This is a genomic window from Chitinimonas sp. BJYL2, from assembly GCF_027257935.1.
GTDB lineage: Bacteria > Pseudomonadota > Gammaproteobacteria > Burkholderiales > Chitinimonadaceae > Chitinimonas.
On sequence record NZ_JANZKW010000002.1, the window covers coordinates 43,960 to 69,160 of the forward strand.

General features: G+C 59.5%; 24 protein-coding genes. 18 read left to right on the plus strand and 6 right to left on the minus strand.

The window, feature by feature from the left end; translation table 11 throughout:
* The first annotated feature begins 35 nt into the window (after nt 1-35).
* Nucleotides 36-749, plus strand: coding sequence for a transposase (locus O9X62_RS05920; protein ID WP_269531872.1), 714 nt, complete (start codon nt 36-38; stop codon nt 747-749).
* A 633-nt stretch (nt 750-1,382) separates the two neighbouring features.
* Here O9X62_RS05920 and O9X62_RS05925 read toward each other — a convergent pair.
* The 3 genes from O9X62_RS05925 to O9X62_RS05935 all read right to left on the minus strand — a co-directional run bounded on the left by O9X62_RS05925 (nt 1,383) and on the right by O9X62_RS05935 (nt 3,792).
* On the minus strand, nt 1,383-2,048 hold the full coding sequence (locus O9X62_RS05925; protein WP_269531873.1) for an ABC transporter substrate-binding protein: 666 nt from the start codon (nt 2,046-2,048) through the stop codon (nt 1,383-1,385).
* Between the two features lie 212 nt (nt 2,049-2,260).
* Nucleotides 2,261-2,992 carry an ABC transporter substrate-binding protein gene (locus O9X62_RS05930; protein ID WP_269531874.1) on the minus strand — a complete coding sequence of 244 codons (732 nt, stop codon included), beginning with the start codon at nt 2,990-2,992 and terminating at the stop codon, nt 2,261-2,263.
* Nucleotides 2,993-3,177: 185 nt separating this feature from the next.
* Complete coding sequence (locus O9X62_RS05935; protein ID WP_269531875.1) at nt 3,178-3,792, minus strand: chalcone isomerase family protein; 615 nt, start codon at nt 3,790-3,792, stop codon at nt 3,178-3,180.
* A gap of 325 nt (nt 3,793-4,117) precedes the next feature.
* Between O9X62_RS05935 and O9X62_RS05940 the strand changes: the two genes are divergently transcribed.
* From O9X62_RS05940 to O9X62_RS05950, 3 genes are all read left to right on the plus strand, one after another.
* Nucleotides 4,118-5,110 (plus strand): transporter, encoded by a 993-nt coding sequence (locus O9X62_RS05940; RefSeq protein WP_269531876.1) that lies wholly within the window; start codon nt 4,118-4,120, stop codon nt 5,108-5,110.
* Between the two features lie 154 nt (nt 5,111-5,264).
* Nucleotides 5,265-6,071, plus strand: coding sequence for a DUF2189 domain-containing protein (locus O9X62_RS05945; RefSeq protein ID WP_269531877.1), 807 nt, complete (start codon nt 5,265-5,267; stop codon nt 6,069-6,071).
* Nucleotides 6,068-6,289: a DUF2788 domain-containing protein gene (locus O9X62_RS05950; protein ID WP_269531878.1), complete on the plus strand. Its 222-nt coding sequence runs from the start codon at nt 6,068-6,070 to the stop codon at nt 6,287-6,289. Before O9X62_RS05945 ends, O9X62_RS05950 begins: the two co-directional genes overlap by 4 nt.
* Here the strand turns inward: O9X62_RS05950 and O9X62_RS05955 are convergent, their stop codons facing one another.
* Complete coding sequence (locus tag O9X62_RS05955; protein WP_269531879.1) at nt 6,290-7,288, minus strand: TrkA family potassium uptake protein; 999 nt, start codon at nt 7,286-7,288, stop codon at nt 6,290-6,292.
* A gap of 179 nt (nt 7,289-7,467) precedes the next feature.
* Between O9X62_RS05955 and O9X62_RS05960 the strand changes: the two genes are divergently transcribed.
* The 4 genes from O9X62_RS05960 (at nt 7,468) to crcB (ending at nt 9,285) form a co-directional block, all read left to right on the plus strand.
* Nucleotides 7,468-7,836 carry a helix-turn-helix transcriptional regulator gene (locus O9X62_RS05960; RefSeq protein ID WP_269531880.1) on the plus strand — a complete coding sequence of 123 codons (369 nt, stop codon included), beginning with the start codon at nt 7,468-7,470 and terminating at the stop codon, nt 7,834-7,836.
* A 2-nt stretch (nt 7,837-7,838) separates the two neighbouring features.
* Nucleotides 7,839-8,327, plus strand: coding sequence for an SRPBCC family protein (locus O9X62_RS05965; protein ID WP_269531881.1), 489 nt, complete (start codon nt 7,839-7,841; stop codon nt 8,325-8,327).
* Between the two features lie 37 nt (nt 8,328-8,364).
* Entirely contained in the window at nt 8,365-8,796 is a 432-nt protein-coding gene (locus O9X62_RS05970) for a VOC family protein (protein WP_269531882.1), read from the plus strand.
* Nucleotides 8,797-8,892: 96 nt separating this feature from the next.
* Complete coding sequence (gene crcB / locus O9X62_RS05975) at nt 8,893-9,285, plus strand: fluoride efflux transporter CrcB (RefSeq protein ID WP_269531883.1); 393 nt, start codon at nt 8,893-8,895, stop codon at nt 9,283-9,285.
* Nucleotides 9,286-9,333: 48 nt separating this feature from the next.
* On the opposite strand, the gene O9X62_RS05980 is transcribed toward crcB, so the two are convergent.
* The gene (locus tag O9X62_RS05980; RefSeq protein ID WP_269531884.1) at nt 9,334-9,924 is read right to left on the minus strand and encodes a cysteine dioxygenase family protein; all 591 of its coding nucleotides are present in this window, start codon (nt 9,922-9,924) and stop codon (nt 9,334-9,336) included.
* Nucleotides 9,925-10,140: 216 nt separating this feature from the next.
* Between O9X62_RS05980 and O9X62_RS05985 the strand changes: the two genes are divergently transcribed.
* Nucleotides 10,141-10,794, plus strand: coding sequence for a peroxiredoxin (locus O9X62_RS05985; RefSeq protein ID WP_269531885.1), 654 nt, complete (start codon nt 10,141-10,143; stop codon nt 10,792-10,794).
* Between the two features lie 170 nt (nt 10,795-10,964).
* Here the strand turns inward: O9X62_RS05985 and O9X62_RS05990 are convergent, their stop codons facing one another.
* Entirely contained in the window at nt 10,965-15,731 is a 4,767-nt protein-coding gene (locus O9X62_RS05990) for an NAD-glutamate dehydrogenase (protein WP_269531886.1), read from the minus strand.
* Nucleotides 15,732-16,378: 647 nt separating this feature from the next.
* Here O9X62_RS05990 and O9X62_RS05995 point away from each other — a divergent pair.
* The 9 genes from O9X62_RS05995 to astA all read left to right on the plus strand — a co-directional run bounded on the left by O9X62_RS05995 (nt 16,379) and on the right by astA (nt 25,144).
* Nucleotides 16,379-17,161, plus strand: coding sequence for a transporter substrate-binding domain-containing protein (locus O9X62_RS05995; protein ID WP_269531887.1), 783 nt, complete (start codon nt 16,379-16,381; stop codon nt 17,159-17,161).
* A gap of 175 nt (nt 17,162-17,336) precedes the next feature.
* A complete protein-coding gene (locus O9X62_RS06000) occupies nt 17,337-18,095 on the plus strand; it encodes an ABC transporter permease (RefSeq protein ID WP_269531888.1) in 759 nt (252 codons plus the stop codon).
* Entirely contained in the window at nt 18,095-18,808 is a 714-nt protein-coding gene (locus tag O9X62_RS06005) for an ABC transporter permease (protein WP_269531889.1), read from the plus strand. Before O9X62_RS06000 ends, O9X62_RS06005 begins: the two co-directional genes overlap by 1 nt.
* A 7-nt stretch (nt 18,809-18,815) precedes the next feature.
* On the plus strand, nt 18,816-19,931 hold the full coding sequence (locus O9X62_RS06010; RefSeq protein WP_269531890.1) for a succinylglutamate desuccinylase/aspartoacylase family protein: 1,116 nt from the start codon (nt 18,816-18,818) through the stop codon (nt 19,929-19,931).
* A gap of 59 nt (nt 19,932-19,990) precedes the next feature.
* Nucleotides 19,991-20,758: an ABC transporter ATP-binding protein gene (locus tag O9X62_RS06015; protein WP_269531891.1), complete on the plus strand. Its 768-nt coding sequence runs from the start codon at nt 19,991-19,993 to the stop codon at nt 20,756-20,758.
* Between the two features lie 21 nt (nt 20,759-20,779).
* Nucleotides 20,780-21,769: a GlxA family transcriptional regulator gene (locus O9X62_RS06020; protein WP_269531892.1), complete on the plus strand. Its 990-nt coding sequence runs from the start codon at nt 20,780-20,782 to the stop codon at nt 21,767-21,769.
* A gap of 96 nt (nt 21,770-21,865) precedes the next feature.
* The gene (locus O9X62_RS06025) at nt 21,866-23,077 is read left to right on the plus strand and encodes an aspartate aminotransferase family protein (RefSeq protein WP_269531893.1); all 1,212 of its coding nucleotides are present in this window, start codon (nt 21,866-21,868) and stop codon (nt 23,075-23,077) included.
* Nucleotides 23,078-23,104: 27 nt separating this feature from the next.
* Nucleotides 23,105-24,112: an arginine N-succinyltransferase gene (locus tag O9X62_RS06030; RefSeq protein WP_269531894.1), complete on the plus strand. Its 1,008-nt coding sequence runs from the start codon at nt 23,105-23,107 to the stop codon at nt 24,110-24,112.
* A gap of 12 nt (nt 24,113-24,124) precedes the next feature.
* A complete protein-coding gene (gene astA, locus O9X62_RS06035) occupies nt 24,125-25,144 on the plus strand; it encodes an arginine N-succinyltransferase (protein WP_269531895.1) in 1,020 nt (339 codons plus the stop codon).
* Nucleotides 25,145-25,201 lie beyond the last annotated feature (57 nt).

Genomic DNA, 25,201 nt, shown 5'->3' on the forward strand with positions numbered 1-25,201 from the left:
GCTTCGATGGGCCTACCCCATGTTGGAGGCTCCCCATGCTTGGTCGTGCCCGCATCTGTATCCCCGGTGTGCCAATTTATCTGATTCAGCGCGGCAATAACTGGCAGGCCTGTTTCTTTGCGGATGAAGACTATTTGGCTTATCTGGATTGGCTTAGGGAGTACGGGGACAAGGCAGGCTGTGACGTGCATGGCTATGTACTGATGACCAACCATGTTCACGTGTTGGTGTCGTCGTATATCGTAGATGGGGCGGGAGCCTTGATGAAGGCGCTGGGTCAGCGCTATGTTCAGTATGTAAACCGTACCTACCGGCGTAGCGGTAACTTGTGGGAAGGGCGTTTCCGCGCTTGCCTGGTACAGGCAGATACTTATTTGCTGGCTTGCCAGCGATATATTGAACTGAACCCGATTCGGGCAGCCATGGTGGCGCACCCGGCGGAGTATCGCTGGTCCAGTTACTCCGCAAACGCACAGGGTGGTGAGTACCCGCTCATCACGCCTCACCCGGTGTACAGCGCCCTAGGCCATGACGCGTCAGCCCGCCAAACTGCTTATCGCGAGCTGTTTCGGCACGAACTAGACCCGGGCTTGGTCGATGAGATTCGCCAAGCCACCAGCGGCAACTATGCATTGGGTGATGCGCGGTTTGGGGAGCAGATAGGTTTGATGCTGGGCCGCCGCGTGGTACGCGGCAAAGCAGGCCGCCCAACCAAGGCAAAAGTGCCAGATTCGCATCGCTTGTTCTAATTGATGCGTGCATGGATGTTGGGTGTGGCTACCCATCTGAACTGAACTTGCTCTGCCCATGTGATTTGTGTGGGGGCATTATTGGGGGCATGAAGGCTGAGGTGTCTGTGGCGAATCGAGTAGATACAATGGGTTAGTGACATCAATCGATTGTCGCCGTCCCACCAATTCAGTAGCAAATCACAAGGCACTCAAAGGCACCGCTAGGTACCTTGAGTGCCTTGTTCTTTGTGGCATCCTGAAGGTTCTGAGCACGTCAAAAGTGTGCTGCATGATTGCTAGTCAGTGCCTTGAAGTGCGAATGAATGCCACGCAAATGCCACGCGCTTTGGGTTCATGAAGGCAGGGGCTGCCATGAGGTTGTAGAAACGGTAAAAGTCTTGGTTTCGGCTGTGTGCACAAAGACTTATGGGCGGTTTACTCAACTCTCGTCGAAGTCTTATTCGACCTCACCTCGGTCCTCATAGACCTGAAACAGATCTTCAAAGAGGATCATCCTCGGCTTGCAGATGTACTCTAGCAAGCGCTTAGGCAAACGCTGGCGACAGATCGCCCACATCCTCGATCCGCTCGTGCTGGGATACTGCCGGCCTATACGTCGGGCATGGCTGCCCATGACAAAGATGCCCGTGCTTACTCATGCCCATATTTCTGTAGAAGCTGTCGATAACGCCCCTGCGCTTTCAAGCGCGAGAGGCCCTTATTGAAGCGATCGATCAACCAGGGCGTTTTTTCCTGGTTGCGAGAGGCGATCAAGTGGTAGGCCGAGGTTCCGACTACGCCTGGATGCAAGACGACATTCGGCACCATCTCCTGCCGCAGGTTGGCCTTGCCTTGGGTGAGATCGGTGACAAAAAAGTCCACCCGCTTGGCGACGATCATTCGCAAGCAGGCCTGAATATCGACGGGCTTTTCGACGGTGATCTGACCGGCTTCAACCAGTTTCGCGATCGGCTCCGGAGCTGACCAACCAAGTGGCAGACAAATGCGGCGACCGGTCAGCGTACTAAGGCGGCTGCCGTCCAGCTGCAATGCGGCATGACCGAAGATGCGCTCTTGTGATTCAAAAATCGGATCGGAAAACAAAAAGTCACGTTCTCGCTCCGGGGTGCGCCGATAAGGAAAAGTGCCCCAGTGTCGGCCTGCAGCCGTAGTGGCAAGATTGCGAGCCCATGGTTGCCACTCCAACGTGATCGAGACATCAGAGAGTAGCAGCGCCTGTTTGACCACCTCGGTAGCCAGCCCGCCATCGGGCAGGCTGCTGTCGGCATAAGGGGCATAGCCCGTACCAGTGACCAAGGGGATGGTGGTGGGTTCGTCAACCAGTGTGGTACTGGCACTGAATGCTGACGTAAGGCAATTCAGCAGTATGAGGATATATACCCAGCGCCACAGCTTCCGTCGCGGGTACGCAAAAGGAAGCATTGCAGAAAGAGGTAACAACGCAGTCCGGAGACTTAGCTGCACTTCGCTACCGTTGGTGTACCCAAGCCGCCAAAGCCCATTAAGCCTCATTTGGTGTGTTTGGCCACGATACGATCAAACTCACCGCTCTTCTTCAAAGCAGCGAGGCCTTGATTAAAAGCATCAATCAGGCTCTTACCCTGGGAAAAGGACTTGCTGGTGATGAGGTAGAGTGCCGCACTGCCAACAGAGTAGCTGCTTTTCGTCACGTTGGTCACGCCAGTGCCGGCAATGGCGGCGCTGCCTTGGAACTGATCGGTGACAAAGAAATCAGCTCTCCCTGCTGAAACCATGCGCACGCAGGTTGAAATATCTTTTGGCTGCTCCTGCTTGATGGCGCCGGATTTGATCATGGGTACCAATTTCGCAGCAGGAGCCCAACCCAAGGGGAGGCAGATCTTCTTTCCTTCCAGTGATCCCAGATTATTTGGATCGAGACCGGCGTTTGGTTTGGCAAATAGCCAGTCTTCAATGGCATAAATCGGCCTCGAATACAGGAAATCTTGCTCCCGCTCAGGCGTCTTCAGGTAAGGAAAAGTAGCGGCAAACTTACCAGAGCGAGTCTCGTGCAGGCCACGAGCCCAAGGCTGCCAATGAATGGCAAATTCGACTTTGGATTCCTTCAGCGCCGCTTTGACCAGTTCTACCGTCATGCCGCCTTCGGGTAACTTTTGGTCGGCAAAGGGTGCGTAGTCGTTACCGGTGACTAGGGGGAGTGGCTCGGCCGACACGGCCAAGCAGGTGATAGCCAAGGTGACAGCAGCAAAAGTCAGCTTCATGTTCGGCAGCTCCAGATAGTCGGCCAAGACGCTCAAGCATGGAAAGCGCGGTTTGACTCGCATTGAAAATCGAGTACAAACCGCACCGTATTACTGCGGCCAGGTCACATGCAGACCACAACTTGCCGGTTGCCGGCAGTCAACATGCCACTGGATCAGTGAACTTGTTGTCTGCCCAGGTTGGCTTAATCCGCTTCTTTAAGCGGTTCACCTTGTCCAAGAAGATTGTTGCGCGTCTGTGCACGCACCTTGGGGCCCAGCCAGACTTTGGTGAACATGGCGTAGAACGAGTCCCCCACCATCGGATCGCCCAGGGGTTTGTCGTTGAGGAGGAACTGCGTGTGCTTGAGTTGCGGGTTCCAGTCGATATAGACCACGTCATCCTTTTTGAGCTTGGGTACGCGACCAAAGATGGAACCGATCTGGATGATCTGGCCGACGTTGGCATTTACCTCTTCCTGGCTTGCGTTCTGGCGGATGCGATCGACCAGTACGTTACCCAGATCTTTGCTCGAGATGTCCTTGAGCGCGACCAGCATGATGCGCTTCGCACCCTTCACCGCAGCGACGCCTTCCGGTGTGGTTTGCTTTTGTGCAAGGTAAAGGCCGACTACGGTGGCCTTGGCGGACAGGATGGTGGACGCGGATGCACCGTTGAGTACCAGCTTCTGGCCGTATACCACGGCACTGTCTTCAAACTTGATGTTGTTGACGCTGTAGGTGGCGGCCAGCACGGTGCCAGCCATGCACAGCGCTAAGGTGGCACGCAGGCTTTTCATCAGGAGGGTTGGTCGGCGCATGGGGGAAGTCCTGTTCTAATGAATTTGTGGTGTCATCACTGGGCAGGTATGCCTAGAGTGAATACTAGTAATGATGCGGCGAACGGCAAGCGTTCGCAAATCAGTGGCGGAAAAACTGAGCTAAGTGCTTGTTTATATGATGGTGTATACTTCGCTCTTATTGACCAAGCGTTTGCTTTGTTGGTGCCGGTAATGAAAAGTTTCCTGCAGAGGGGTGCTCCGCCGTCCGCACTGTGGGTAACCGGGTCGTGAGACTTGATCATGCTGGTTGACCCTGCACACGCCTTTGCCCCGTTTCGTTTCTATTACTCAGGGAGTGCACACAATGCACCGTTTTCGCCCATGGATTCTGAGCGCAGCCGTTTTGCTGACGCTGCCTCTCTCGGCGCAAGCCACCGAGCGCAACCAACTGCGTGCTCTGCCGGGCCTGCCCGGTTTTGACCTGACGGCACCGCTGCTGCCGGGCATGTATTTTCAGACCAACTACCAACATTATTCGGCGGACAAGCTCAATGGCGATAACGGTGAGCCTACCGTTCTGCCCACACCTCAGCCCGGTGTATCTGCCCGGCTGGATGGCAAGGTGAGTGCCGATGTCTTGGCTCTGCGTGGCACCTGGCTGTCGGAATCCACTTGGGGCGATGGCAAGCTGGGCTTGTCGATGACCGTGCCGCTTGTGCGCACCGAGCTGCGCATGAAGCCCACCTTGATCGGTGGCCCCGTACTGCCGGCTGTCTCTGCTGCAATCGCAGCTCAGGCTGCCGCAGCTTCGGGCAAACGCAGTGGGGTGGGGGATGTGGAGATCGCGCCGTTTGTCGACTTCCAGTCGGATGAGTCGCGTACGACTTTGGCATTGGCAGTCGTGGCGCCCACGGGTCGGTACGATAGCCAGCGCCCTGTGAATGCGGGTGCGGGTGATTTCTGGACATTCCGTCCCGTGGTAACGGTGGCGCGTGTGTTCGAAAACGGTTGGGAGCTTGGTGCACGTACCAGCTACTCGATCAACACCGAAAATCGTGACACCGATTACCGCTCCGGCCAGTACCTGCATTCCGATCTGTCGGCGCTGTATGCGGTGAGCGATACGCTCAAGGCCGGCCTGGCGGGCTACATTATCTACCAGACGACGGATGACAAAGGCCCCGGCGCTGCCGCCAACGGTAATCGTGCCCGCGCCTTTGGCTTGGGACCGACGATTTCCTGGCAGGCAGAGAGTGGTGAATGGGCGCTGGAGAGCAAGTTCCTCAAGGAATTCAATACGCGTAACCGCCCTGAGGGCAACACGTTCTGGACCCGCCTGTTCATTCGTGTGAACTGATCTGGTCTGTGCTTTGCAAGCCCCGCCCCCGACAGGATGGCGGGGCTTTTTCATGGTTGCGCACGCACTTGGGCCGCAGCAGATCAACCGCTAAGATGTGCCGGGTTGATACCACTCAAGTCTGGCGCCAACGCCAGCAGATAAGATAGCCACTATGCCTCGTCCCCGACTCAACACCGAAAAAGCGCTGGCGGAATCGCGAAGCTTTGGTCACAAGTACGTTCCTTTGCTACGCCCCCTGGGCTGGTTAGCCAGAGGCTGGCGCGATCTATGGACCTGCCCGCTGCCCTCGCTGCTGCATGGTGTCTTATCTGCGGTGTTCGGTTTGCTGTTGCTCTGGTGGGCGAGGGATCGATTCTGGTTGCTGGCGGGGGCATTCAGCGGATTTTTGCTGGTGGCACCGGTTGTGGCGACGGGCCTGTATGCGATCAGCCGGGATATCGAGCGTCGCCGTAAACCGGGTTTTGATTCGGTTCGCCGCGCGTGGCGACCGGATAATGGTCGGCTGGTGATCTTTGGCATGCTGCTCGCACTGGCGGGAACCGGCTGGGTGCTGACCTCGGCCTCCTTGGTGACCGGCTTTGCACCGGCTCCGATCGATAAACCCGTCGATTTCCTGCGACATGTCGTGCTGAGCGAGCACTCCTTGCTGTTCGAGGCCTGGCTCGCCTTGGGCGCGGTGCTGGCAGCGCCGGTATTTGCGTCCAGCGTGGTGGCGATCCCCTTGTTGCTGGACCACAAGGTCAGCGTACTTGCGGCTGTTTTTACCAGCTGGCGCGTCGTGATGGCGTATCCGGCACCGGTGGCTTTGTGGGCCGCCTTGCTGATGGGCTTGACCCTGCTTGGCATGGTGACGGCCATGCTGGGCCTGATCGTCATCGTGCCCTGGCTGGGCCATGCAAGCTGGCATGCATACCGCGATCTGGTTGATACGCGCGGCTTACCGTCTACGGAGCCATGATGTTTGGTTTCAGTGAAGAACAGATCGCCCAGTTCGGCCTGACCTTCGGGGTCGGTGCCTTCATGCTTTATATGGTGTTCATCATTTTGCAGCTGGCGCGCGAATCCAAGGCGGGTCGGTTCGGCACCTTTGTCTTGCTGCTGGGTCTGGGGGTGGGGCTGATCGGCTTTGTGGCCAAGGGGGTAATCAAGTATCTGCTGGGCGATGTGGGGGGATAGCTATCTCAGTGAGTCGGCAAACGCGGTTACCCTGGTGGATTCGCCCATCAGTACGAGCACGTCACCGCGTTGCAGGCAATAGTCATCCGGTGGGTTGAACAGGTACTGCCCGTTGTCCGACTGCACCGCCACGAGGCTGACCCCCCGCCAATCGTGTATGCCCAGTGTACTGAGTGGATTACCCAGCACGGCTGATTGATCCGATATGGCCAGCTCCTCTGCCAGGATATTCTGGTCGTGACGGTGCAACATCAGATCCAGCAAGGTAGTTGCGCCGGGACGGAGCATTTCGGCTACGAGCCGCAAACCACCGATATAGTTGGGCATCACGACAGCGTCGGCACCGACGGCGCGTAGTTTCCGGTGAGAGCTTTCTTCCAGTGCTTTGGCCACGATACGCAGGTTCGGATTCAGTCCGCGTGCGCTCAGCGAGACGAAGAGATTGTCGGCATCGTTATGCAGGCAGGCGACCAGGCCGCTGGCATGCAGGATGCCCGCTTTCTCCAGGGTGCTCTCCTGCGTGGCGTCGCCTTCAACACAAAGCAGACCGCGAGCGCGCAAAGCGTTGACCAGATGAGTATCGCGCTCGATCACCACCATCTCCCGTCCCAGGCGGCCGAATTCATCGACCACATGTTTGCCGGTGCTGCCGTAACCGCAAATCACGGTATGTCCGTTCAGTTTGGCGATGGCACTTCGCATCCTGACTCCTTTCAGCGCATTTGCAATCTCGCCTTCCACCACCATCACCGTCAGCAGGGTGATGGCGTATACCAGCAAGCCCGACCCAAACAGGATCAACACCATGGTGAACAGACGGCCCGCATCGCTCAGTGCGTGGGTCTCGCCGTAACCGATGGTCGCCAGGGTAATCAGTGTCATGTAAAGGCCGTCAAACCATGACCAACCTTCAATCAGCACATAGCCCAGCGTACCGCCGCTCATGAGCACGGTAATCAGCACGGAGAACAGCAGCAGTTTTCGAAAAACGTTGCTCACACCAGCCCGGTTCACTTGAACACTCGTACAGCATGGCCCAGAACGGCCTGCATTGCCTTCCCGAATCATGAGGCCTGACCGCAGGTCGGTATTTGATGCGTATCAGCAGGATGTGGATTGACCCCGCGATATGCCTGTTGATATAAACCAATCGGTTAATTAGCCGATTGGTTCTACCTATGTCGGATCCGCTGAGCCGTACCTTTGCTGCGCTGGCAGACCCCACTCGTCGGGCCATGCTGGCGAGGCTGGCATCAGGCAAGCTGACCGTGAGTGAGCTTGCCGCACCGTTTGATATGAGTCTGCCGGCTGTGACCAAACATCTGAAGGTACTTGAGCGAGCCGGTTTGATTGCACGGGAGCGGGATGCACAACGGCGACCCTGTGAGATCCGTGCGATGCCCCTCAGGGAAGCAAGCGACTGGATTGCCCAGTATCGTGATCACTGGGAGGCTCGCCTCAATCAGCTTGATGCTTATCTCATTGCGCTGCAGATGCAGGAAGACCTGCAAACCCATTCCACGGCAGACCCCAAAAAGAGGAACTGAAAATGGCGATCAATCCGAAGCTTGACCTAGAGCTGGTCCGTGAGATCGACGTACCCATCGAACTGGTCTGGAAAGCATGGACTGACCCGCAGCATTTGATGAAATGGTTTACCCCCAAGCCGTGGGAGACCGTGGCCTGTGAGCTGGACCTGCGTCCCGGTGGGCGATTCTTTACGGTAATGCGCTCCCCCGAGGGGCAGGACTATCCGGGGGAGGGATGCTATCTGGCCGTGGAGTCGCCAACCCGGCTGATCTGGACCAATGCATTGCTGCCGGGCTATCGGCCCAATCCCCAAAAGAGCGGGGAGCACTGCGGCGATTTCCACTTTACTGCCGAGTTGATCCTTGAGCGCTTGCCGCAGGGTACGCGTTATATTGCGCGGGTATTTCATGCCGACGAAGAGGGCCGCAAGCGCCACGAGGACATGGGGTTTCACGATGGCTGGGGTGCGGCGCTGGATCAGCTTGTGGCGTGGGCCAAGTCGCAGTAGATCCGATCGCAATCAATTTACAAGCGGAGTCCGGACCATGGCACGCGTCAGCACCTACCTGAATTTTCCTCGCGAAACCGAAGCGGCGTTTCTGTTCTACCAACAAGTATTCGGTACGACATTCACCATGCCTATCAAGCGGTTCCGGGACATTCCGGCACACCCTGATCAGCCGCCCATGGCGGCGGCGGACTTGGACCTGGTCATGCATGTGGAGTTGCCCATACTGGGTGGCCATTTGCTGATGGGGACGGATGCACCGGAGTCCATGGGGTTCAAGGTCATCATGGGTAACAACCAGTACATCAACCTGGAGACCGATACCCGTCAACAGACCGAGGAGCTGTTCGCAGCTCTGGCTGAGGGTGGCGTGGTGGAGATGCCCTTGCAGGACATGTTCTGGGGGGCGTACTTCGGTAGCCTGACCGACAAGTTCGGGTTGCGCTGGATGTTCAACTGCGCCCTATAGCGGCCTTTACGGATTGAGTTGCGAACAAAATCTGGATCGTGGTGGATGCGGCTTTTACACTGTGGCCATCGTCAATCTGCCCGGCAAGGGAAGTCCATGTTGTACTCCATCGCCGCGATCAGCCTCGGTGCTGCGCTTGGTGCGCTTGCCCGATGGCTGCTTGGCAATACCCTCAATGCCCTGTTTCCAGCCATCCCGCCTGGCACCTTGGTCGCCAATCTCGTCGGCGGCTACTGCATCGGCATCGCCATGGCCGTTTTTGCCCAGCATCCGGGCCTCTCGCCGGAATGGCGCCTGTTTGTGGTGACAGGATTCCTGGGCGGGCTGACGACCTTCTCCACCTTTTCGGCCGAGGTGACCACGCTGATCCAGCAAGGCCGGGTCGCCATGGCAAGTGGCGCCATTGCACTGCATGTGACGGGGTCCTTGCTGGCCACGCTGGCGGGGCTGGCCTCGGTGCGCTGGTGGCAGGCCGGGCATACTGGCTGAGGCCTGCCAGGTTCTCAGGGGATCAAGGGCGGGTTTGCCGGCGTCCTGTCAGCTCTCGTTATGGGCAACGGAAATCCGGCGACGGGTGCGACCTTCAACGTCATAGAGATTGAAGTCGTTCATGGTCCGTCCGTAAAGATGCAGGCTTACGGCACGCTGACGGTTTGCGGGCACCCCGGTGATGTGGATGTGATCGGGATTCGGTACGAAGCTGGTTACCGCGCCACGCCCCAGTAGCACAATGCCGCCGCGAGCGAGATCAATCTCTTCATCCGCGCCGCGATCCGGCGTCAGGCGCACATAGCTGCGCTCTTCGAGTATGCCTTCGACCACCCCCACCACCCCCCAGCTGCCGTGGTCATGCACGGGTGTCCACTGGCCGGGTAACCAGACGATGGCGTAGAGGGACAGACTGTCGTCCGGTGCCCGGTATATCAGGTTCCGTGTGTAAGTGTCGGCGCTGCTTTGGTAGTGCTGAGGTGTCAGGAAAGTCTCGGCGCTGTCGATCAGTGCCAGCATCAGTGGCGCGAGCGTCAGGACGCAATCGGCAGGTTCGGATGGCTGGCGACCGAAGGCAGTGGCTTGGTTGATGAAGTGATCGAGCGCGGGTGAGGTCATGGACTTGAGTGCTGTCTTCATATCCGCAGAGTATTTGCGGTAGCTCGGTGATGGATGGACGATGGTGTCGTCGTGACGAGATCAATGGCGCGGCGGGATAAGCCTGCGCCATTGTGACTGGCCGGATGGCTGTCGTCACTATAGGCCGCGTCATGAGTGCCTTGGCACTGGCTTGCCTTTACCTGCGCAAGATGTGGCCACGAATTCAGCAACCCTCACATATCTGGAGGTATCAACATGGCTTTGCGTATCAATGATCTTGTCCCCGATTTCACCGCCGAGACCGACCAAGGCAGCATCCGGTTTCATGACTGGATTGGTGATGGCTGGGCCATCCTGTTTTCGCATCCCAAGGATTTCACGCCGGTCTGCACCACCGAGTTCGGCGCTGTCGCCCAGTTGGCGGCGGAATGGGCCAAGCGTGGCACCAAGGTGATCGGTGTGTCGGTCGATGGCGTGGAAGCCCACAAGAAGTGGAAGGGCGATATCGAAGCCGTTGCCGGCGCCAAGGCGGGTTTCCCCATCATTGCCGATGAGGGGCTGGCCGTGTCCAAGGCCTTCGACATGCTGCCGGCCGAGGCCTATCTGCCCGATGGCCGTACCGCTGCCGATACGGCTACCGTACGGTCGGTGTTCATTATCGGACCGGACAAGAAGCTCAAGCTGTCCATGACCTACCCTATGTCGGTGGGCCGCAACTTTGCCGAAGTGCTGCGCGCACTCGACGCCCTGCAACTGACTTACAACGTGCCACTGGCCACGCCGGCCAACTGGACGACGGGCCAGGACGTGATCGTGGCGCTGGCGCTCAATGATGACCAAGCGCGTGAGAAATACGGCCAGATCGACATCAAGCTGCCCTATCTGCGTACGACCAAAGCACCGAAGTAATTATGTAGGGTGCATTAAGGCCGCTGGCCGCATTGCACGGGAAGTTTTTTTCGGTGGAGCCGGTGGTGCAGTGCGCTGCGCTGATTGCACCCTACGGCTAACACCCAAGCAGTAAACAAAACGGCCGGTATCTCGCGATACCGGCCGTTTTGTTGGTTGCTTGCGCGGACTTACGCAGCCAGACGGTTGCGGATTTCACGCATGGCGGCGGACACCATGGCCAGATCAGGGATCGAGGCACGCAGCTCCTCGAACATCCGGCTCACATGCTCCAGCGCACCTTCACGCGCCTTGAGCCAGCCATCGACGCGTTTTTGCACCGTACCCGTACCGGTCAGCACACGACCTGTAAGGCCGGCGTGTTCACGATACAGCTCGTCACGCAGTGCCATCCGGGCCAGAGTCTGCCAGCGGTTATCGCGCGGCAGGCCGTCTACCACTTCGCGCAGCCAGTCGATCTGCAGGGCGGATTCGAGGCGGAAGTAAGCCTGAGCGACATCTTCCACCGCGGCCTTGCTCTGGCGTGCGAGACGGGCGATGTCGAGCAGGGCCAGTACGGCGTCCAGATGGACGACGCGGGCGGCCAGATCGACCTTGATGCCATGCGCCTTGTGCGCATCGCGCTGACGGGCATAGTTGGGCTTGTCGGCCAGCCACTTGTCGAGTTTGGGCAGCAGGGCCGGGATCTCGTCGGTGAGCTGGGCGAGCTGCTTGTCGGCATCGCTCTCGGTCATCTGCACGCGCAGTACCCAGCGGGCAACGCGTTCGATGTGCTTGCGCAGTTCGAGCATCACGTCGTACTGGGCGGCTGTGGGCACCAGATTGTCCAGCGCTTCCAGCTCAGCCCACAGCTTGTCAGCCTGCATCAGCTTGCTGGCCACGCTCCAGGCATGGACGATCTCGGCCGGGCTGGCGTTGGTTTCTTCGGCCACGCGGAACACGAAGCTGATACCCATGCGGTTCACGCATTCGTTGGTCAGCACGGTGGCGACGATCTCGCTGCGCAGCGGATGGCTGGGCAACTGCTTGCGGAACTTCTCAGCCATCTTCACCGGGAAGTAATCAGCCAGCAGACCATCCCATTCCTTGCTGGCAGGTAGCGGCGAGGCAACCAGCTTGTCGAACAGATCGAGCTTGGCGTAGGCCAGCAGCACGGCCAGCTCGGGGCTGGTCAAGCCGTGTCCGTTGGCTTGGCGATCGGCAATCTGCGCGTCGTTCGGGAGGTACTCGATGCGACGGCTGAGGCGACCGGCCTTTTCCAGACCCTGCATGAAGCGCGTGTGCACCGACAGCAGCGACTTGGCCTGCTTGAGTTCGAGGCTGATCGCCGCGGTTTGCAGGTAGTTGTCGCGCAGCACCAGTTCCGACACGTTGTCGGTCATGTCGGCCAGCAGGCTGTTGCGCTGCTTGAGCGTCATGTCGCCGGCTTGGGTCAGGCGGCCCAGCAGGATCTTGATGTTGACCTCGTGGTCGGAGCAATCCACACCAGCCGAGTTGTCGATGGCATCGGTACAGATATGGCCGCCATTGAGCGCGTATTCCACGCGGCCCAGCTGGGTGAAGCCAAGGTTGCCGCCTTCACCGATCACACGGGCACGGATTTCCTTGCCGTCGATACGCAGCGCATCGTTGGCGCGGTCGGCCGCTTCAGCGTGGCTCTGGGTGCTGGCCTTGAAGTAGGTACCGATACCGCCGTTGTAAAGCAGATCAACTGGTGCCTTGAGGATGGCGCGGATCAGGTCGTTCGGGGCCAGGGCTTCGTCGGTGATGTCGAGCAACTTGCGCACTTCGGGCGAAATCGGGATCGACTTGGCGCTGCGCGAGAAGATGCCGCCGCCCTTGCTGATCAGCTTCTTGTCGTAGTCTTCCCAGCTCGAACGCGGCAGGGCGAACATGCGCTGACGTTCCTTGAAGCTCTTGGCCACGTCCGGGGTCGGGTCGAGGAAGATGTGCAGGTGGTTGAATGCGGCCACCAGCTTGATCTGCTCGGACAGCAACATGCCGTTACCGAACACGTCGCCCATCAGGTCGCCGATACCGGCCACGGTGAACGGCTGGGTCTGGGTGTTGTGGCCCAGTTCGCGGAAATGGCGCTTGACCGATTCCCACGCGCCCTTGGCGGTGATGCCCATCTTCTTGTGGTCGTAACCGACCGAGCCACCCGAGGCGAAGGCATCGTCCAGCCAGAAGCCGTACTCCTGCGATACGCCGTTGGCGATATCAGAGAAGGTGGCTGTGCCCTTATCAGCGGCCACAACCAGATAAGGATCATCCGCATCGCGACGGTGGACCGACTTCGGCGGTACGACCTTGCCATCGACGAGGTTGTCGGTCAGGTCCAGAAGGCCACGGATGAAGGTCTTGTAGCAAGCCACACCTTCAGCCTGGTAAGCCTCGCGATCCGACATGGCCGGGGCTTGCTTGAGCACAAAGCCGCCCTTGGAGCCCACGGGCACGATCACCGTGTTCTTGACCTGCTGCGCTTTCACCAGACCCAGCACCTCGGTGCGGAAGTCTTCACGGCGATCGGACCAGCGCAGGCCGCCTCGGGCCACCTTGCCGAAGCGCAGGTGGATACCTTCCACGCGCGGCGAGTAGACGAAGATTTCAAACAGCGGCACCGGCTGCGGCATGTTGGGGATCTTGCCGCTCTCGAACTTGAAGCTGATGTAATCCTTCTGGCTGCCATCGGCGGCGGGCTGGAAGAAGTTCGTGCGCATCGTTGCGCTGATGCAGTGGAAGAAGCCCGAGAGGATGCGCTCGTCATCGAGGCTTGGTACCTGCGCCAAGGCCTCCTTGATCTTGGCATTGAGGGCATCCACCTGCTTGGCGCCCTTTTGTTTGGGTTCGTGCAGGGCGAGGAACAGCTTGACCAGATCGGAGGCGATATCGCGGAAGTGCGCGAGTCGATCGGCAATATGGTCGAGGCTGTAGTTAAGACCGATCTGCTTGAGGTACTTGGCGTAGGCGCGCAGCAGCACTACCTCGCGCCATTGCAGGTTGCCCAGCAGGATCAGCTTGTTGAAGCGGTCGTTCTCGGCCAGACCTTCGAACACCGAGGCAAAACCTTGCTGGAAGGCCGAGCGCTGCTCGTCCTCGTTCAGCAGGCCGGTGATCGGCAGCTTGATGGCGATATCGGTCACCCAGCCGCGGCCGCCATCGGCAAACTTGAGTGTGTAGGGCTGCTCTTCAATCACGCGCACACCCAGGTTTTCCAGCACGGGCAGGCTGTCGCTCAGCGCAATCGGGTCTTCGCGGAAAATCTTGAAACGATGCTGCGTCGGATCGGCCAGGGTGGCGTCGGTCAGCTTCATCGTCAGGTGCTTGCCAGTGACGGCCTGCTCGATCTTGTCGATGTCGTATACCGCGGTGCGGGCGTCGTAATCGGCGTAGTAGGCGGGCGGGAAGGCCTTGGCGTACTTGTTGTACAGCGCCATGCCACGCTCTTCACCGGCATGGGCGGTGAGGTTCAGCTGCAGGTCGTCGGTCCAGCGGCGCGTAGCCTGGGCGATCTGGGCTTCAATCTCGCGCGGCTCGTAATGGGGCAGGGTGGAGCCCGATTGCGTACGGATGATGAACTGGATGCGGGCCAGCGCAGCGTCCGACAGCGAGACATTGAATTCAGCCGAGGTGCCGCCGAATGCATTGAGAAGCAACTGCTGCATCTTGATGCGCACATCGGTGTTGTAGTTGTCACGCGGCAGGTACACGAGCGTGGACACATAGCGGCGGTACAGATCTTCACGGATGAAGGCGCGTACCTGGCTGCGGTCCTGCATGGCCACGATGCGGCCTGCAATCTCGCCGAGCTGGGCTTCGCTGATCTCAAGCAGTTCGTCGCGCGGATAGGTTTCCAGCACGTTAAGCAGGGTCTTGCCCTTGTGGCTTTCGGCATCGACCTGGCTGGCTGCGAGCACATTGGCGATCTTGCGGCGCAGTACCGGGATCTGGTGGGGCGGGGTGTTGTAGGCCTTGGCGGTGTAGAGACCCAGCAGGCGGCGCTCACCAATCACATTGCCTTTGGCGTCGTAGCGCTTGAGGCCCACGCAATCGAGATAGCTGCCACGGTGCACGGTGGAGCGCGAGTTGGTCTTGGTCAGCAGCAACAAGGTCTTGTTGCGGGCCAGCGCTCGGATTTCTGCAGGCAGGGCGGCAAAGCTGGCGGAGTGGGCGCCGCGGGTTTCACCGCGCAGCAGACCCAGGCCGGAGCCCTTCACGATAGCCAGCTGCACGCCTTCCTTGCTGTCGATCAGATCGTAATCGCGATAGCCCAGGAACACGAAGTGGTCGTCGAGCAGCCAGTCCAGATACGCGAGATCTTCCGCCCAAGCGTCCTTGTTGGCCGGCTTGGCCTTGCCCAGTTCAGCACGGATTTCCTTGAGCTTGCCAACCATGGGTTCGAAGTCGGCCACGCAGTCATCTAGCTGGCCCAATACCCGTTGCAGCTCAGCCTTGATCTCATCAAGGCGGGCCTTGTCGGTAATGCGATCAATCTCGACATGAATCCAAGATTCGGCGGCACCCTTGCCGATGCTGGTGAGCTTGCCGGCATTGTCGCGCGATACCTGCACGATGGGGTGGATGATCTGGTGAATGCTGTAGCCGAAGCGTGCCAGCGCCAGGCTGACGGTATCGACCAGGAAGGGCTTGTCGTCGTTCACCAGTTCGATCACCGTATGGCTGGTTTGCCAGCGGTGGTCATCGAAGGTGGGGTTGTAGACGCGGACTTGCAGATCGCCGGGCTTGCGCGCGGCGGCCAGCTTGAGATGGGCGAGCAGGGCACCGTACCAGTCCTGGCTGTCGCGAGAGGCCAGATCGTTTGCATCGGTATCAGCGTAGTACTGCTGGATCAGGGCTGGCAGGTCAACCGCCCCGGCCTCGCGAGCGCCTGCGTGGCGCTGGATGTCGGCAACGAGGCTGGCGTGAAAGCTTTGCATTATGGTTTGTCTCCGTATGGGCACTCATCGAACTCCCTGCTTCTGACTTGCCTAGGCAAGTTATCCACGTCGGTCCGGGTCCGCCTTCTGGCAGAAAGCACCGCAATTGTAGCGCCGACGCGACGACTACCAGTATTAGGGGATGCGACAATTTGTTATAGCCGCACAGTCGCGGAAGCTCTAAGCAAGTCGTTAACCCGTATTTTCAGGCTGTGGCATGTGCCGGATCGACTGCGCTGATGTGCTGACACACCGGCTGACATCTTGCTCTAAGCACTTGATTGCGCGTCACTGGGCGGTGTCTTTCCTTGGGGTTGTCGGGTTTGGGTAGGGTTATACAAAAAGCCGCTGCACAGGTGGCGGGCAGCCCAAGCGGGCGGTAGCGGCATCCCGTGTTTGGCTACGCAATTTGTCCACGGTCTGCCGCGCGCCCGGCAAGGCAGACTCACCAAGCTGCAGCAATCGCGCTACGATGCGGTTACAGCTGATCGCGCCGTTCGGGGCCCCTGTACGAAGATGTCGCTTTTGGGACAGCAGGGTCGGCAGGTGGCGGGTTTACAATCATCGCCATTGCTGAAGGGGAGCGCCGCTTGTGTTCTGTGATCATGGCTGAGCGTCAAAACTTCCAACCAATCAGGAGTACCGCAATGAAGAAAACCGCGCTGTTTGGCGCCCTTGCTCTTGCGCTGTCCATGTCCGTGTCGGCCGCGGAACTGAAGCTCAAGGAACTGCGTGTTGCCATCGATCCGACTTATGAGCCGTTCACGTTCAAGACCCCCGATGGCAAGCCCACCGGTTTTGACGTGGAAGTGGCTGAAGCGCTGTGCGCCGAACTCAAGATCAAGTGCGTGTTTGTGGAACAAGCCTGGGACGGCATGATCCCCGGCCTGAAGGCCAAGAAGTACGACGCCATCGTGTCCTCGATGTCGATCACCGAAGACCGCAAGCGCGCGGTCGATTTCACCGGCAAGTACTACAACACGCCTTCGCGCGTGGTGGTGAAGCTGGGTACGGCCAAGGATCTGCCGGATCTGAAGGGCAAGCGCATTGGCGTACTCAAGGCATCCACGCAAGAAGCTTTTGCCAAGGGTGAGCTGACCAAGCTGGGCGCCAACGTGGTGCCTTACGATGCTCAGGATCAGGTTTACCTCGATCTGAAGGCCGGCCGTCTTGACGGTACCGTGGCCGACATCGTTGAAGTGAACAAGAACTGGCTAGCCAAGCCGGAAGGCAAGGGCTGGGGCTACATTGGCCCGGTTCTCTCCGACAAGAAGTACTTCAAGTACTTTGGCGAAGGTGCTGGTATTGCCATCCGCAAGGGTGACACCGCGCTGAAGGATGCCCTGAACAAGGCCATCGGCGCCATCCGCGCCAATGGCACCTGGAAGAAGATCAACGACAAGTACGTGCCGTTTGATATCTGGGGCTAAGCCTGCTGCCACCGCGATGCAGGCAATCGCGGGTTGCTGGTTGTAAGTCACAAGCGGGGCGGCCAGTTCGCCCCGCACAGCGGAATCCGGCCTGCGGGCCGGTTTTCGGACCACGATACCGGCTCGCCGGTACGGCATGAAGGCCATGCACACAATGGCCAACGAGAGATGGGCGATGGAAGAGTACGTGTGGACGATCCTCGCTGGATCGACGATGACGCTGAAGGTCGCGCTGGGTTCGCTCACCGTGGCCGTCATTCTGGGTTTGCTTGGCGCGACCGCCAAGCTGTCGGCGAACAAGTTGCTGAATTGGGCGGCGGGGTTCTACTCCACGGCCATCCGCGGCGTGCCGGATCTGGTGTGGATGCTGCTGCTGTTCTACGGCGGTCAGACCTTGCTCAACATGGGTGTCGAATCCCTGTGGGAGTGGGCACGCCTTGAGGGCAATGAATCCATTGTCGCCCGTTTCGAGGCGATGGGCCTGCCCGAGTTTCTGGAAATCGATCCTTTTGTCGCCGGTGTGCTGACCATCGGTTTCATCTATGGCGCCTACATGACCGAGACGTTCCGCGGCGCCATCATTGCCATTCCCAAAGGGCAGATGGAAGCCGGCTACGCCTACGGCATGAGCGGGATGCGTGTTTTCTTCCGCATCACCGTGCCGCAGATGATCCGCCTGGCCTTGCCCAGCTTTACCAATAACTGGTTGGTGCTGATCAAGGCCACGGCGCTGGTGTCGGTCATCGGCCTTGCCGACATGACCCGGCTGGCGCGGGAGGCTGCGGCTGCAGCGCGTGACATCACGCCCTTTGCCCCCATGCTGTTCTTCCTGCTGATCAGCCTGATTTACCTTGCTTTCACCACTATTTCGCTGGTGGTGCTCAAGCAGCTCGATAAAAAGTTCTCGATGGGCGTTCGCCGGGGAGAGTTCTGATGGAATGGGACGTCATTCTCAACGCCGAAACCCTGCAGCTGTTTGCTGATGGTGTCTGGGTCACACTCAAGATGACCGTGATCTCGCTGCTGGTGGGCGGGCTGCTGGCCATCCCCATGGCGATCATGCGTGTCTCGCGCAACCGCTGGGTATCCACGCCGGTCTGGCTGTACACCTATGTCATGCGTGGCACACCGATGCTGGTGCAGGTGTACATGATCTATTTCGGCCTGGCGCAGCTGGAGTTCATCCAGTCGAACTGGGATACGGTTGCCGTACTCAAGCCGTTCAAGGATGCGATGTTCTGCGCCTTGCTCGCGTTCGCACTCAATACCTGTGCCTACACGACCGAGATGATCGCCGGCGCCATCCGGGACACCAATCACGGCGAAATCGAGGCCGCACGTGCCATGGGCATGAGCAAGTGGTTGCTGATGCGCCGCATCGTGCTGCCATCGGCCCTGCGTCGTACCCTGCCGGCCTACTCGAACGAGGTCATCATGATGCTGCAGGGCTCATCCCTGGCCAGTACGGTGCCCGGATTGATCGATATTACTGGCGTCGCCAATGGTATCCGTTCGCAGTACTACCTGGTTTTCGAGCCCTACATCACGGCTGCTGTGCTGTACTTGATCCTGACCTTCAGTCTGGTCTGGTTGTTCAAGCTCGCAGAGTCCCGCTGGCTGGCACACCTGAAACCACGTAAGGCCTGATTGTTCCATGCGTATCCAACGTCACCCCCTGCTTAGTCCCGCACTGGGCACCCAGCGTGAACTGCTGAGCTTCCATTACGGCGCAGGCAAGGGTCAGAAAATCTATCTGCAAGCCAGCCTGCATGCGGATGAGCTGCCTGGCATGCTGGTGCTGCATCACCTCAAGGGGCTGCTGGCCGACTTTGAGGCGCGCGGCCAGATTCATGGTGAGGTGGTGGTGGTGCCCGTTGCCAACCCCATCGGGCTTGACCAGACCCTCATGCACTCGCAGCTGGGCCGTTTCGAGTTTGCGTCCGCCGAGAATTTTAATCGCAATTACCCCGATCTGGCGGCTGCCATTCAGCCGGCCATCGAGGGCAAGCTGGGTCAGGACCCGGTGGCGAACGTGGCGGTGATCCGCGCTGCCATGGCCGACGCCATTGCCGCGATCAAGGTGCAGACTGAGTTACAGTCCCTGCGCAAGACACTGACCACGCTGGCATTTGATGCCGATGTGGTGCTTGATCTGCATTGCGACTTTGAAGCCGTCATGCACGTCTATACCGAAACGCCGTACCTGGATCAGGCTGAGCCGCTGTATCGCCATCTGGGTGCTCGGGCCGTGTTGCTGGCCAAGGGTTCGGGTGGCTCCTCGTTTGACGAGGCCATGAGTGGGCCCTGGTGGCGTCTTGCCGAGCAGTTTGCCGGTCGCTTTCCGGTGCCGCTATCCTGCCTCTCGGCAACCGTAGAGTTGCGAGGTGCCGCCGATGTATACCATTCGCTGGCCGAGCAGGATGCCGCCAGTCTGATCGCCTTCATGCAGCATCGGGGCGTTTTGGGCGGTGCCGCACCTGCACTTCCGGCAGCGGCTTGCGTACCAACGCCGCTGGCGGGTTCCGAGACGTTGCGCGCCCCCCATGCAGGTGTGATTGCCTATCGCCGTGATACCGGTGAGCAAATCCAGGCCGGTGAGGTAGTGGCCGATGTGATTGACCCCCTCAGTGATACGGTAACGCCCGTCCACGCAAGTGTCAGCGGCGTGCTGTATGCCCGTTCCTTTGTGCGTTATGCCACCGCCGGCATGGACCTGTGCAAGGTCGCTGGCAGTGTGCCATTCCGTAGTGGTTATCTGCTGAGCGCGTAAGCGACGGCGGTAATGAAACGATCTGAACCAGACCAGAATAATTTGTCCCGGAGACAACCGTGAGCCTCAAGTTAACCGTCGAGAATCTGCACAAGAGCTATGGCAGCCATGAGGTGCTCAAAGGCGTTTCGCTGACTGCCAATGCCGGCGATGTCATCAGCATCATCGGTTCCTCGGGTTCCGGTAAATCCACCTTCCTGCGTTGCATCAACATGCTGGAGCGCCCGCACAGCGGCCGCATCACCGTTGCCGGCGAAGAAATGAAGCTGGTCCAGGCCAAGGACGGCATGCTCAAGGCGGCTGACGACAAGCAGCTGCAGATGATGCGTGCCAAGCTGGCCATGGTGTTCCAGCACTTCAACCTGTGGGCACACATGACGGTTTTGGAAAACATCATTGAGGCGCCTACCCAAGTGCTCAAGGTGCCCAAGGACAAAGCGGTGGAGTGCGCCCGCAAGTATCTGGAAAAAGTCGGCCTCAAGAATGTGGAAGACAAGTATCCGGCGCATATGTCCGGTGGCCAGCAACAGCGCGTTGCCATTGCGCGTGCGCTGGCCATGGAACCCGAAGTCATGCTGTTCGACGAGCCGACCTCTGCATTGGACCCCGAGCTGGTGGGTGAAGTGCTGCGCGTGATGAAGGCGCTGGCGGAAGAGGGGCGCACCATGGTGGTGGTTACGCACGAAATGGCGTTCGCGCGGGAAGTCTCCAATCATGTGATCTTTCTGCACCAAGGCAAGATCGAGGAACAGGGCAATCCGCGCGAAGTGCTGGTCAACCCGCAGAGCGAGCGTTTGCAGCAGTTCCTCTCCGGCAGTCTCAAATAAACCGAAACGGACCCGCGCGGCATGTTCGATTACGCTGACAAGCCTGCGACCCAGACGATCGCCGTGCTGCTTTTGCCGGGTTTTCCAGCTGGGGAGCTTGGCGTACTGCAGGATGGCGTCAGTGAAGTCAACCGCCTGACCGAGAGCGAGCTGTACCGTGTGAAGCTGCTCTCGATCAACGGCGAACCGGTGCAGGGCCGTCACGGCCGTATGCAGGACGTTGATGGTGCGCTGCGTAGCGATGAGACCGCCTTTCTGCTGCTGGTGTCTGCCAGTGATGCGCCGGGCGAGCTCAATTCAAGCGACCCGGTTGTATCGACGCTGATCGGGCTGTCGCGCCAGCGGATGACCTTGGGTGGCTGGCGGACCGGTGCGTTCTGGCTGGCTGCGGCGGGTCTGCTCAATGGCTGCCGTGCCACCGTACATTGGTCCCTGCTGGACCAGTTCAGCGACCGTTTCCCTGCTGTGATTACCGCTAGCTCCCTGTTTGAGGTGGATCGTGATCGCGCGACCTGCGGCGGTGGGGTGGCGGTCGTCGAGATGTTCCTGCATCTGCTTGCGCGCCAGCACGGAGCCGAACTGGCCGCCAGTGTGGCCGAGCATTTGCTGCTGGAACGCATACGCGGTCGGGATGATCGCCAGCGCATCCCGCTGCAGAACCGGCTGGGCAGTAATCAGCCCAAGCTCGTGCAGGCGGTGATGTTGATGGAAGCCAATCTTGAAGAACCGCTGACGACGGATGAGATTGCTCAGCACGTCTGTGTATCCCGCCGCCAGCTGGAGCGTCTGTTCAAGCAGCATCTTGAGCGTGTGCCCTCGCAGTACTACTTGGAGCTGCGCCTGAATCGGGCACGCCAGATGCTGCGGCAAACCTCCAAGTCCATCATCCAGATCGGTCTCTCTTGCGGCTTCTCCAGTGGCCCGCATTTTTCCAGCGCTTACCGCAATCACTTCCAGGTGACCCCGCGGGAAGACCGGCAGCGTGGCTCGGTACGACCTGACAGCGCCTAAAGGACGTCAGGTACGAACGAATATGTCGCAATGCCACAAGCCGCCAATGTTTGACAGTCATAGAATCCCTACCAGTTATTGCAGAAAGGAAGTCCCATGAGCCAAGCCGTCAGCCGCGCCGATTTCGATCAGGTAATGGTGCCCAACTACGCACCGGCCGATTACATTCCGGTCAAGGGTGTGGGTTCGCGCGTGTGGGATCAGTCCGGCAAGGAATACATCGATTTTGCCGGCGGTATCGCCGTGAACTCGCTGGGTCATGCTCACCCCAAACTGGTTGCCGCACTCAATGAGCAGGCCCAGAAGGTCTGGCATGTATCGAACTCCCTGACCAATGAGCCTGCCCTGCGTCTGGCCCGCAAGCTGATCGACGCGACCTTTGCCGAGCGCGTTTTCTTCTGCAACTCGGGCGCTGAAGCCAACGAGGCAGCCTTCAAGCTGGCGCGCAAATTTGCCATCGATAATGGCGGCGCTGACAAGCACGAGATCATCGCCACCGCCAATTCCTTCCATGGCCGTACCTTCTTTACTGTGACGGTAGGTGGTCAGCCCAAGTACTCCGACGGTTTTGGTCCGCGCCCTGGTGGCGTGACGCACATCGCGTACAACGATCTGGCCGCACTCAAGGCCGCCATCAGCGACAAGACCGCCGCCGTGGTGGTCGAGCCGGTGCAGGGCGAGGGCGGTGTATTGCCGGCGACGCTGGAATACCTCAAGGGCGTACGTGAGCTGTGCGACCAGCACAAGGCGCTACTGGTGTTTGATGAGGTACAGACAGGCGTGGGCCGTAGCGGCTCCCTGTTTGCCTACCAGGAATACGGGGTCACGCCGGACATCCTTACCTCGGCCAAGTCGCTGGGTGGCGGATTCCCGATTGGCGCCATGCTCACCACCGCTGCGATCGCCAAGCATTTCGGCGTGGGTACTCACGGTTCGACCTATGGTGGCAACCCGCTGGCCTGTGCGGTGGCCGAGGCTGTGATCGATACCGTGAACACCCCCGAAGTCCTTCAGGGCGTGAAGGCCAAGCATGATCGTTTCAAGACGCGTCTCGACGCGATCGGCAAGGCCACCGGTGCCTTCACCCAGGTTCGCGGTCTGGGCCTGCTGCTCGGCTGCGTGCTCGCCGATGCCTACAAGGGCAAGGCCAAGGATTTCATGACTGCCGCAGCACGCGAGGGTTTGATGGTTTTGCAGGCCGGCCCCGATGTGATCCGTTTTGCACCAAGCCTGGTGATTCCCGATGCCGATATCGACGAAGGTCTGACACGTTTTGAACGTGCCGTGAAATCGGTTGTTGCCGCATAAACACCCACAGAAGCCGGACTCACCGACATGCTGGTTCTCCGTACCGCCCGCCTAGACGATCTGCCAGGCATCGAGCCATTGGCTACCCGCAGCCCGGCTGGCGTCACCACCTTGCCCGCCAATCGGGACAGCCTTTACCGTCGCGTCCAGGCATCCATTGATTCGCTGGCGGCCGAGGTGGCATTTCATGGCGAGGAGAGTTATCTCTTCGTTCTGGAGGACACCGATACCAAGGCCTTGGTAGGTATTTCCGGCATTGTCGCTTCGGCTGGCTTCAAAGAGCCGTTTTACAGCTATCGCAACGAAACCTTCATTCATGCTTCGCCGGGCTTGGGCATCCACAACAAGATCCACGCGCTCTCCTTGTGTCATGACCTGACCGGCAACACGCTGCTGACCTCGTTCTATATCAACGAGCCCCTTCGGTTCACGCAGTGGTCCGATTTGCTCTCCAGAGCCCGCCTCCTTTTCATCGCGCAATGGCCGGAACGCTTTGCCGATGGCGTGGTGTCGGAGATGCTGGGTGTCACCCGCGAAGACGGTGGCAGCGAGTTCTGGGATGCCGTGGGACGACGCTTTTTCGGTATCGAGTACCAGCAGGCCGAGTTTTACTGTGGTGTGCGTGGCCGTAAGTTCATCGCCGAACTGATGCCGCACCATCCGCTCTATGTTCCTTTGCTCAACGATGATGCGCAGGAAGTGATGGGGCAGGTGGGGCCGTATTCGGCACTGGCTTACGATATCCTCATGCGTGAAGGCTTTGAGACCGAGAACTACATTGATATCTTCGACGGTGGCCCCACGCTGTACGCCCCGGTCCGCGGCATCCGAACCATGATGGAGAGCCAGTTGGCCAAGGCGCAAGCCGGTGAGGGTAGCCGTACTCCCTGTCTGGTTGCGACCACGCGACTGGATGATTTCCGCGCATGCGTCGCGGATGTGGCGTTCGAGGCAGGCCAGGCCTATATGCCGGCCGATGTCCTGAATGCGCTGGCCCTGCAGCCCGGCGACACCGTGCGCTTCGCCCCTCTCTGAGAGTAAATCGCCATGCTGGTCCGTTCGATTCGCCAGAATGATCTTGATGCGCTGCTGCAACTGGCGCGCAGTACCGGGGTAGGGGTGACCACCCTGCCTGCCAATGAAGAGCGCCTGAGCCGCCGCATCAGTGCGTCGCTGGCCGCCCAGTCGGGAGAGCCGAATCCGGCCGATTCGAGCTTTGTATTCGTGCTGGAAGACGATACCCAGTCTGGCCATGTGGCCGGCATTTGCGCCATCGAGGGCGCGGTGGGTATGGATGAGCCCTGGTACAACTATCGCGTTGGTACGGCCGTCCATACCTCGCGCGAGATCGGCGTGTATCGCCGTCTCGAGACCCTGTTCCTGACCAATGACCTCACCGGTGCGGCCGAACTGTGCTCCTTGTTCCTGCAGCCCGAATACCGCCGCGACAATAATGGCAGCCTGCTTTCCAAGAGCCGCTTCCTGTTCATGGCGGAGTTCCCTGAGCGCTTCAGTCATAGGGTGATTGCCGAGATGCGGGGCGTCTCGGACGAGACCGGCCGCTCCCCCTTCTGGGAGAGCCTGGGTCGGCATTTCTTCAAGATGGATTTTTCCGAGGCCGACTATCTGTCCGGCATCGGCCAGAAGTCCTTCATTGCCGAGCTGATGCCGCAACACCCTGTCTATACCGCCTTCCTGAGCGATGAGGCCCGGGCGGCTATCGGCAAGGTGCACGAGAACACCAAACCCGCACTTGCCATGCTGGAAGGCGAAGGTTTCCGCTACAACGCCTATGTCGATATTTTCGATGCAGGCCCCACGGTCGAATGTGCGCTGGAGGACATCCGCGCTGTGCGCGAAAGCCGCGTCATGACGGCCGTGAGTGCCGATGAGACCAGTGGCCGTAACTGGCTGGTCTGCAACCGCCGTCTCAGCGATTTCCGCATTTGCGTCGCCCAGACCGAACCCTTGCCGAACGGCATGCCGCTGACCCGCGAGGTGATTGATCGTCTGGCCATCCAGCCGGGCGACAGCGTGCGTGCTGTCCCCCTGTCGGCACGCAGCTGAAACAGACTCCAGTCCCGCAGTTGCCGGGATTGAAGTTTGTCTTGTTTAGACCAAGAG

Coding starts and splice junctions, on each gene's coding strand:
- O9X62_RS05935 (WP_269531875.1), bottom strand. CDS start 3,792: ATGCGCCGACCAACCCTCCTGATGAAAAGCCTGCGTGCCACCTTAGCG.
- O9X62_RS06030 (WP_269531894.1), top strand. CDS start 23,105: ATGCTGGTTCTCCGTACCGCCCGCCTAGACGATCTGCCAGGCATCGAG.
- O9X62_RS05945 (WP_269531877.1), top strand. CDS start 5,265: ATGCCTCGTCCCCGACTCAACACCGAAAAAGCGCTGGCGGAATCGCGA.
- O9X62_RS06020 (WP_269531892.1), top strand. CDS start 20,780: ATGTTCGATTACGCTGACAAGCCTGCGACCCAGACGATCGCCGTGCTG.
- O9X62_RS05995 (WP_269531887.1), top strand. CDS start 16,379: ATGAAGAAAACCGCGCTGTTTGGCGCCCTTGCTCTTGCGCTGTCCATG.
- O9X62_RS06010 (WP_269531890.1), top strand. CDS start 18,816: ATGCGTATCCAACGTCACCCCCTGCTTAGTCCCGCACTGGGCACCCAG.
- O9X62_RS06000 (WP_269531888.1), top strand. CDS start 17,337: ATGGAAGAGTACGTGTGGACGATCCTCGCTGGATCGACGATGACGCTG.
- O9X62_RS06005 (WP_269531889.1), top strand. CDS start 18,095: ATGGAATGGGACGTCATTCTCAACGCCGAAACCCTGCAGCTGTTTGCT.
- O9X62_RS06025 (WP_269531893.1), top strand. CDS start 21,866: ATGAGCCAAGCCGTCAGCCGCGCCGATTTCGATCAGGTAATGGTGCCC.
- O9X62_RS05980 (WP_269531884.1), bottom strand. CDS start 9,924: ATGAAGACAGCACTCAAGTCCATGACCTCACCCGCGCTCGATCACTTC.
- O9X62_RS05970 (WP_269531882.1), top strand. CDS start 8,365: ATGGCACGCGTCAGCACCTACCTGAATTTTCCTCGCGAAACCGAAGCG.
- O9X62_RS05920 (WP_269531872.1), top strand. CDS start 36: ATGCTTGGTCGTGCCCGCATCTGTATCCCCGGTGTGCCAATTTATCTG.
- O9X62_RS05965 (WP_269531881.1), top strand. CDS start 7,839: ATGGCGATCAATCCGAAGCTTGACCTAGAGCTGGTCCGTGAGATCGAC.
- O9X62_RS05985 (WP_269531885.1), top strand. CDS start 10,141: ATGGCTTTGCGTATCAATGATCTTGTCCCCGATTTCACCGCCGAGACC.
- astA (WP_269531895.1), top strand. CDS start 24,125: ATGCTGGTCCGTTCGATTCGCCAGAATGATCTTGATGCGCTGCTGCAA.
- O9X62_RS05950 (WP_269531878.1), top strand. CDS start 6,068: ATGATGTTTGGTTTCAGTGAAGAACAGATCGCCCAGTTCGGCCTGACC.
- O9X62_RS05940 (WP_269531876.1), top strand. CDS start 4,118: ATGCACCGTTTTCGCCCATGGATTCTGAGCGCAGCCGTTTTGCTGACG.
- crcB (WP_269531883.1), top strand. CDS start 8,893: ATGTTGTACTCCATCGCCGCGATCAGCCTCGGTGCTGCGCTTGGTGCG.
- O9X62_RS05990 (WP_269531886.1), bottom strand. CDS start 15,731: ATGCAAAGCTTTCACGCCAGCCTCGTTGCCGACATCCAGCGCCACGCA.
- O9X62_RS05960 (WP_269531880.1), top strand. CDS start 7,468: ATGTCGGATCCGCTGAGCCGTACCTTTGCTGCGCTGGCAGACCCCACT.
- O9X62_RS05930 (WP_269531874.1), bottom strand. CDS start 2,992: ATGAAGCTGACTTTTGCTGCTGTCACCTTGGCTATCACCTGCTTGGCC.